General features: G+C 69.9%; 9 protein-coding genes. 4 read left to right on the top strand and 5 right to left on the bottom strand.

Translation table 11 applies throughout. The features are described 5' to 3' along the window. Nucleotides 1-129: 129 nt before the first annotated feature. From VV01_RS22620 to VV01_RS21190, 3 genes are all read right to left on the bottom strand, one after another. Nucleotides 130-483, bottom strand: a complete 354-nt coding sequence (locus VV01_RS22620) for a GIY-YIG nuclease family protein (protein WP_331456397.1) — start codon at nt 481-483, stop codon at nt 130-132. A 300-nt stretch (nt 484-783) separates the two neighbouring features. Then, entirely contained in the window at nt 784-1,587 is an 804-nt protein-coding gene (locus tag VV01_RS21185) for a pentapeptide repeat-containing protein (RefSeq protein WP_050668157.1), read from the bottom strand. Next, nucleotides 1,584-4,061 (bottom strand): phosphoketolase family protein, encoded by a 2,478-nt coding sequence (locus tag VV01_RS21190; RefSeq protein ID WP_050671633.1) that lies wholly within the window; start codon nt 4,059-4,061, stop codon nt 1,584-1,586. Before VV01_RS21190 ends, VV01_RS21185 begins: the two co-directional genes overlap by 4 nt. An 88-nt stretch (nt 4,062-4,149) precedes the next feature. Here VV01_RS21190 and VV01_RS21195 point away from each other — a divergent pair, with 88 nt between their 5' ends. Genes VV01_RS21195 through VV01_RS21210 form a run of 4 tightly spaced genes read left to right on the top strand, consistent with a single transcriptional unit; the run spans nt 4,150 to nt 6,264 of the window. After that, a complete protein-coding gene (locus VV01_RS21195) occupies nt 4,150-4,671 on the top strand; it encodes a hypothetical protein (protein ID WP_050668158.1) in 522 nt (173 codons plus the stop codon). Continuing rightward, complete coding sequence (locus VV01_RS21200) at nt 4,668-5,135, top strand: group II truncated hemoglobin (protein ID WP_050668159.1); 468 nt, start codon at nt 4,668-4,670, stop codon at nt 5,133-5,135. Before VV01_RS21195 ends, VV01_RS21200 begins: the two co-directional genes overlap by 4 nt. 44 nt (nt 5,136-5,179) lie before the next feature. Further along, on the top strand, nt 5,180-5,623 hold the full coding sequence (gene aroQ, locus VV01_RS21205; RefSeq protein WP_050668160.1) for a type II 3-dehydroquinate dehydratase: 444 nt from the start codon (nt 5,180-5,182) through the stop codon (nt 5,621-5,623). A gap of 35 nt (nt 5,624-5,658) precedes the next feature. Further along, nucleotides 5,659-6,264 carry a class I SAM-dependent methyltransferase gene (locus VV01_RS21210; protein WP_050668161.1) on the top strand — a complete coding sequence of 202 codons (606 nt, stop codon included), beginning with the start codon at nt 5,659-5,661 and terminating at the stop codon, nt 6,262-6,264. A gap of 138 nt (nt 6,265-6,402) precedes the next feature. Here the strand turns inward: VV01_RS21210 and VV01_RS21215 are convergent, their stop codons facing one another. Both VV01_RS21215 and VV01_RS21220 read right to left on the bottom strand, forming a co-directional pair. Continuing rightward, nucleotides 6,403-7,764, bottom strand: a complete 1,362-nt coding sequence (locus tag VV01_RS21215; RefSeq protein WP_050668162.1) for an alkaline phosphatase PhoX — start codon at nt 7,762-7,764, stop codon at nt 6,403-6,405. A 166-nt stretch (nt 7,765-7,930) separates the two neighbouring features. Then, nucleotides 7,931-8,130: peptidase inhibitor family I36 protein (locus tag VV01_RS21220; RefSeq protein ID WP_197275132.1), on the bottom strand; the 200-nt coding region annotated here is incomplete at its 5' end.

Consider the following 8,130-nt stretch of genomic DNA (forward strand, 5'->3'; position numbering starts at 1 on the left):
GTCAAGTAGGCGGAGCCGCATTCTGCAGGTCGAGTAGGGGGAGCGCTAGCGGAGCCGGGCTCTCGCTGGTTGAGCCGGTCCGAGGCGCTAGCGGAGGCGGGCTCTCGCTGGTTGAGCCGGTCCGAGGCGCTAGCCGAGGGCCGTGTCGAAACCAGGTGACACGCGGGGAGAGTCACGCACACCTCGCCGCCTGGCGAGCTCTGGCAGTCGCTCGAAGGAGCCAGCAATCAATGCTTCCCGCTTCTCGCGACTCCATCCCTGCACCTGCTTCTCTCGGGCATACGCCTCATCGACACGTTCGAACTCCTGTGCCCAGACGAGCTCGACCGGTCGGCGGCATCGCGTGTATGCCGCTCCTTCGCCGGCCTGATGCTGAGCCAGGCGACGCTCTAGGTCTCGGGTACTGCCGACGTAGTAGGAGCCGTCACTGCAGCGAAGAATGTACGTCCAGGCCATGGCCTGACCCTGAAAGGGGCGAAACATGTGCGCAATTCAACGTCGACGGCCTGTGGGCCGCGGCTGTCCTCAGTCGCAGGGTGTGGACAGTTGTCGTGCGCGGTCGCCGTGGTTTCGACTCGGTCTCGCCCTGGGGGCTCGACCGGCTCGACCAGCGGGTGGGCGGCTCGACCGGCTCAACCAGCGGGTGGGCGGCTCGACCAGCGGGTGGGCGGCTCGATGAGCGGGTTCGACTGACTGGCAGGGGTCTGCCGGCAACGTCAACACCGTTGCGCTTTCGCGTCAACGGTGTTGACGTTCCTGGGGGAGGCGGGTGGAGGGCGACGGTCACGCCCAGCGGACGGGTGCCCGACGATCCGTCGGCAGCTGTGTGGACGAGTCACCCCGCGCTGAGTCGAGCTGCGACTGGAGCAGGTACAACGTGCCGGTCAGATCGGCCCCGCGCAGGTCGGCGTCCCGCAGGTCGGCCCCGGTGACGTCGGCGCCCGCGAGATCGACACCGCGCAGGTCAGCCGCGACCATCAGCGCCCCGCGCAGCGATGCTCCTCGCAGGTCGCGCCTCCGCAGGTCCGCCCCGAACAGGTCAGCGCCGCGCATGTCAGAGCCGTCAGCGCGGGCGGAGGTCCGGAGCACCGAGCTCGCCTGCTGCAGCAGCGGATTCACCTCAGCGCGCAAGGCGTCGACATCGACCGAAGCGACCTCGGCCGGCGCCCCGCTGCCGAGCCCGTCCAGCCGCTCACCCTCCGCGCGCAGCGACGCCCGCAGTGCCCCGGACGGCAGCAGGCGTACGGACTCCGTGACGTACCAGAGCAATTCGTGCAGATCGCGCATCACGGGGAACACGTCGAACATCTCCGGCGCCGACTCCGAGCGCCAGTCGACCCCGTCGAACGTCTCCTGCGACACCCGCTGGCCGGCGCCGAAGCAGTCGTACACCGTGCACCCTCTGAACCCGAGCTCCGGCAGGCGGGTGTGCACCGAGCAGAGCGAGTTCGCGGCGAGGTTGGGGCACGGCGTCCGGGCGGGCTTGTCGATGGCGAAGTCGACCGAGGCGCTGAAAGCCGGTACGACACAGCAGAGTCCGAAGCACTGCGAGCAGTCGGCCCGCAGCTCACGCTCAGAAGAGGTCACCCGAAGTCTGCCGCCGTCTCACTCGTCGAGGTCGAAGAAGGCGACTTCCGGTCGCCCACACCAGTGTTCCACGCCCAGTCGCGCACCTCGGGGGCGTCCTCGCCGTGCTCGCGGGTCCACTCCTTGGCACGTCGGCGGGCGTCGACCATCTGCTGGCGCAGCCCGGCTGCCCGCGACCCGAGCGCGGGCACACGGTCGATGACGTCGATGACCAGGTGGTAGCGGTCGAGGTCGTTCATCATCACCATGTCGAACGGCGTCGTGGTCGTGCCCTCCTCCTTGTATCCGCGCACGTGCAGGTTGTCGTGGTTCGTACGCCGGTAGGTCAGGCGGTGGATCACCCACGGGTAGCCGTGATAGGCGAAGATCACCGGCTTGTCGCGCGTGAAGAGGGTGTCGAAGTCGCGGTCGGACAGCCCGTGCGGGTGCTCCTTCTCGTCCTGCAGGCGCATCAGGTCGACGACGTTGACGAAGCGAATTCGCAGCTCTGGCAGGTGTTCTCGCAGCAGGCTGACGGCGGCGAGGGCCTCCAGAGTCGGGATGTCGCCGGCCGAGGCGATGACGACCTCGGGGTCGCCCTCGTCGTTGGACGCCCACTCCCAGATGCCGGCGCCGCGCGCGCAGTGGTCCGCAGCCTGCTCGGCGGTGAGCCAGTCGAACTGCGGCTGCTTGCCCGCCACGACGACGTTGACGTAGTGCCTGCTCTGCAGGCAGTGCTCCATCGTCGACAGCAGCGTGTTGGTGTCCGGCGGGAAGTACGCGCGGACGATCTCGGCCTTCTTGTTGAGGACCACGTCGATGAATCCCGGGTCCTGGTGGGTGAACCCGTTGTGGTCCTGGCGCCACACGTGCGAGGTCAGCAGGTAGTTCAGCGATGCGATCGGCGGCCGCCACTCCAGCTCACGCGTGGTGTTGAGCCACTTGGCGTGCTGGTTGAACATCGAGTCGACGATGTGGATGAACGCCTCGTAGCAGGAGAACAACCCGTGCCGGCCGGTCAGCAGATAGCCCTCCAACCAGCCCTGGCAGGTGTGCTCCGACAGCATCTCCATCACGCGACCGCTGCGCGCGAGGTGCTCGTCGACCGGCAGGATCTCGCCGGCGAACACCTTGTCCGTGGCGTCGTACACCGCTCCGAGCCTGTTGGACTCCGTCTCGTCGGGGCCGAACAGCCGGAACGACGACGGGTTGTCGCGCACGATGTCGGCGACCATCGTCCCGAAGACCTTGGTGGCCTCGTGGACAGACGCACCGGGAGAGGCGACGTCAACGGCATACTCGCGAAAGTCCCTGACCTTCAACGGCTTTCGCAGCAGGCCACCATTGGCATGAGGGTTGGCACTCATCCGTCGTACGCCGACCGGCGCAAGCGCGCGCAGCGACTCGACGAGGCGTCCCTCGTCGTCGAAGAGTGAGCCGGGATCGTACGACGCGAGCCACTCCTGCAGCTGCTTGCGGTGCTTGGCGTCGGTGCGCGTCTCGGCGAGAGGCACCTGGTGAGCGCGCCAGGTGCCCTCGACCTGCACGCCGTCGACCGTGGACGGCCCGGTCCAGCCCTTGGGCGTGACGAGCAGGATCATCGGCCAGCGTACGGCGTCAGAACCCTTGCTGCGCTTGGACTTCGGGGCGCGCGCGGCGTCCTGGATCGCGCGGATGCGGTCGTGTGCGGTGTCGAGAGCGGCCGCCATCTGCTGGTGCACCGATGCGGGGTCGTCGCCCTCGACGGTGATCACCTCGTGCCCGTGGCCCTCCAGCAGCGAGACGAGGTCTTCGCGCGGAATGCGAGCGGGCACAGTCGGATTGGCGATCTTGTAGCCGTTGAGGTGCAGGATCGGCAGCACCGCGCCGTCCACGGTCGGGTCGACGAACTTGTTGGCGTGCCAGGACGTCGCGAGCGGCCCGGTCTCGAACTCGCCGTCGCCGACGACGGCCGCCACGACCAGGTCGGGGTTGTCCATGGCCGCGCCGTATGCGTGCGACAGGACGTAGCCGAGCTCGCCGCCCTCGTGGATCGAGCCGGGCGTCTCGGGTGCGGCGTGCGACGGGATCCCGCCGGGGAAGGAGAACTGCCGGAACAGTGCTTGCAGGCCTTCGGCGTCCTCGGTGATGCGCGGGTAGATCTCGCTGTAGGTGCCCTCGAGGTAGGAGTTCGCGACGACCGCCGGGCCACCGTGGCCGGGACCGGCCAGGAAGATCGCGTTGACGTCGCGCTCACGGATGAGCCGGTTGAGGTGGGTGTAGACGAGGTTGAGGCCGGGCGTCGTACCCCAGTGGCCGAGCAGTCGCGGCTTGATGTCGTCCGGCACGAGGTCGCGCTGCAGCAGGGCGTTGTCGAGCAGGTAGATCTGGCCCACGGACACGTAGTTGGCGGCTCGCCACCACGCGTCGAGGTCGGCGAGCTGGCCGCGCGACAGGGGCTTCGTGGACGACTTCGGCTTCGGCGTGGACGAGGTGCGCTTGCGCGGTGGCGTCATGCGCTCCACTGTGCCGCGCGGTCGTCCTCGGGTCGAGGGGTCACCGGCAGCTCTTGACGACGCAACGGTGTAAGCGTGTAATCAACTCATGAGCACAGTCAGTGGTTGGCTCGTCGGGCGGCTCCCCGACGAGTGGTTCGAGGCGGAGCCCGAGGTCAGTGTCGACCGTGAGGAGATCGTCGTCGTGGGCACGCTCACGGCCCCCGACATCGACGCCCAGGACGACGAGCCGGCGGTCCGCGCAGCCGAGGCCGGCCGGATCAAGCGCTTCCGTGAGGACACCCGGCAGCAGCGGATGCGCATCGCCGACGAGGCCGAGCGCCGCTACGGCCGCAAGGTCGCGTGGGGTGCGCAGTGCGGTGAGACGCGCGAGGTCTTCACCAACCTGTCGATCCCGGTCATGACGCGGCTGCGTCAGCCCGAGCGGCAGGTGCTCGACACCCTCGTCGACGCCGGTGTCGCGCGTTCACGCTCCGATGCGCTGGCGTGGTCCGTGCGCCTGGTCGCCGAGCACGAGGGCGACTGGATCAAGGAGCTGCAGGACGCGCTCACCGCGGTCCACGAGGTACGCCGGTCGGGCCCGTCCTCGCGTCGAGGGCGCACTGCATGACGGCGTCCGAGCCGCCCAGCCTGTACGACTGGGCCGGCGGCGCCGAGGCGTTCGAGCGGCTGACCTCGGTGTTCTACGACAAGGTGCTGCGCGACGACGTGGTCGGCCCGCTGTTCGCGCATATGAGTCCGGATCACCCGCACCACGTCGCGCTGTGGCTGGGTGAGGTCTTCGGCGGTCCGGCGCGCTACACGGACGAGCTCGGCGGATATCCGCGGATGCTCGCCCACCACCTCGACAAGGCGATCACCGAGCAGCAGCGCCGCCGGTGGATGGACTTGCTCCTCGACAGCGTCGACGAGGCCGGACTGCCGGACGACCCCGAGTTCCGCGCGGCGTTCGTCGGCTACATCGAGTGGGGCACCCGCCTGGCGCGGTCCAACTCACAGCCCGGTGCCGACGTCGTACGCGAGGCGCCCGTGCCCCGCTGGGGCTGGGGAGTCGCGCCGCCGTACGAAGGCTGAGCGGTCGTCGTACGACGGCCGGCCGGGCGGCCATACTGGGCGGCATGTCGTCGTTCGCCGTCCTCAACGGGCCCAACCTCAACCTGCTCGGCCAGCGCGAGCCGCAGACCTACGGCAGCACCACGCTCGCGGCGATCGAGGCGTCGTGTGCCGAGGTGGCGAGCGAGCTCGGCTGTGAGCTGAGCTGGTTCCAGTCCAACCACGAGGGCGCGCTCGTCGACGAGATCCAGCGGCTGGCCGCCGACGGCACCGACGGCGTCGTCATCAACGCCGCCGCTTACACCCACACCTCGGTCGCGATCCGTGACGCGCTGGCGACGCTCGACGCGCCGTTCGTCGAGGTGCACATCTCGAATGTCCATGCGCGCGAAGGGTTTCGGGCGCACTCCTACCTGTCCGACCTCGCGTCCGGCGTGATCGTCGGCTGCGGTGTGCAGGGCTACGAGCTGGCCGTACGCCGGCTGGTCGCGCTCACGTCGACCCCTTAGTCGCGCGGCCCCAGGCTGCCGAGCACGATGGGGTGATGGTCGACAAGAGCCTGTGGATGCGCCAGGTCGAGGAGAACCCCGAGCACTCGAGCTGGTACGTCGAGCGGTTCCGGTCGCTCGCCCGCGAAGGCGCCGACCTCGACGGTGAGGCGCGGCTGGTCGACGCGATGGCCGAGCGCGGTGCGCGCATCCTCGACGCCGGCTGCGGGCCGGGGCGTGTCGGTGGCGCGCTGCACCGGGCCGGCCACGCCGTCGTCGGCGTCGACGTCGACCCGACGCTGATCGAGGCGGCCGAGCACGACCACCCCGGCCCGACCTGGCTGGTGCAGGACCTCGCCGAGCTCGACCTGCCGGCGACGGGCGTGACCGAGCCGTTCGACCTGGTGGTCAGCGCCGGCAACGTCATGACGTTCCTGGCGCCGACCACACGCGCACGCGTGCTCGAACGGCTGGCCGCGCACCTCGTACCCGGTGGCCGAGCCGCCATCGGCTTCGGCGCCGAGCGGGGCTACCTGTTCGAGGACTTCCTCGCCGACGCCGAGCGGGCGGGTCTGGTGTCCGACACGCTGCTCGGAACCTGGGACCTGAGGCCGTTCAGCCCCGACTCCGACTTCCTCGTCGCGATCCTGCGCCGCCCCTGACCGACCGCGACACCCCGCGTCTCGTCGACGCCACCCCGCCCGCTGACGAGAGCCCCGACATCCGGCGGGTGCATCGTCAGCGGGTGGGGTGCCGTCATCGACCAGCCGGTCAGTCGACCCAGCCGTACGCCGACCGGCTCACCCGTGGCGGCGCCAGGGACCGGTCACCGCGAACGTCGTACCCGGTGTGTAGACGTTGAAGAACAGCGTCCGCCCGTCGGCGGAGAACGACACGCCCGACAGCTCGCCGGTCTCGCCGGGCGAGAGCTCCTGGCGGTTGCGGGCGAACGTGAACGGCTCACCGTCGCGCGTCGTCCCGAGCAGGTAGTTCTCGCCGCTGGAGTCCTCGCACATCATCAGCCCGCCGTAGGGCGACATGCAGATGTTGTCGGGGCACTCGTACGTGTCGTCGGCGTCGGTGCCGTTGAAGATGATCTCCAGCGTGAGGGTGCCGGCGCTGGGATCGTGCTTCCAGACCTGCCCGTCGTGGACGGCGGCCGAGCCGTCCTTGGGCCGTGCGAAGGACGACACGAAGTAGACGCAGCCGTCGGCGTCGCCCCACCAGCAGCCCTCGAGCTTCTGACCCCGCACGATCGGCTTGGCGTAGTCCTGTGCGCGCACCGGTGTGACGGCGGCAGTCGGGTCGGGCACGTCGAACCACTCGACCCCGGTGAACGTCGTACCGGGCTCGCGCACCAGCGACATGTCGGTGAGCCCGGGCGCGTGCATCGCCTGCAGGGTGCCGCCGGCGCGCAGGCTGCCGTGACCGCCGAGGGGCCGGTGCGGGAGGAACCGGTAGAACGACCCGAGCGGCGCGCCCGAGAACGCGTCCTCGGTCTCGTAGACGACACCGGTGGCCGGGTCGACCGCGACGGCCTCGTGCATGAACCGGCCCATGTCGGTGAGCGGGGTGGGGTCGGCGTTGCGGCGGTTGTCGTAGGGGTCGACCTCGAAGATCCAGCCGTGGTCCTTGGTGTAGCCGTTGGTGCCCGCGCGCCCCTCGGTCTCCTCGCAGGTCAGCCAGGTCTTCCAGGGCGTGTGCCCGCCGGAGCAGTTGATCGCGGTGCCGCCGAGGCTGACGTACTCCTCGCGCGGGCGCAGCGCGGCGTCGAGCACGAGGTTGGTGGTGCCGCCACCGGCGCCCGGGTCGTACGTCGTGTCGAGCCCGTCGGTCGGGACGGTGTGGACGGCGTCGGGGTAGTTCTCGTGATTGCGTACGAGGTGGGTGTGGTTGCGGGGTCCGGCGAAGCTGCCCATGCCGTCGTGGCTGCCGGGGACCAGGCCCTGACCGGACAGCAGCTGACCGCCCTCACGGGACAGGATCTGGTACCTGAAGCCGCGCGGCAGGTCGAGGACGCCGGCCGGGTCGGGCAGCAGCGGACCGTAGCCCGCGCGCGGGCCGGGCTGGACGGTGTGCAGCGCCTCGGCCCGGCCCGACAGGGCGAGCGAGAGCCCGGCGGCGCCGGTGCTGACGAGGAAGGTGCGGCGGGACAGAGACATCGGTGGCTCCTACCGGTTGGCCCACGGCCGGGGGCGAGGCCGCGGTCGAGCCCACGACGTTAACGAAAAATGAACGCCAGGTGGACGAAAGACATCGGCGTACGACGAAGGGCCGGCTCCCGCAGTGGGGATCCGGCCCTTCGCCGCGCTCAGGGGACCCTGAGGATCAGAGGAACTTGTGCGACGCGTTCTGGTTCTGCAGGTTGATCGGCAGGTTGCCCCAGCCGCCGGGCGGCACCGTCACGTACGCGCCCGAGGAGTTGCTGTTGTAGTAGACGCGGACGGAGCGACTCGTGCGGTTCCACACGGCCGCCGCGTTGTTCTTGATGCACGGGCCCTGGCCGGCGCCCGGGCTGCGGAACGTGT

This window comes from Luteipulveratus halotolerans, assembly GCF_001247745.1.
Lineage (GTDB): Bacteria > Actinomycetota > Actinomycetes > Actinomycetales > Dermatophilaceae > Luteipulveratus > Luteipulveratus halotolerans.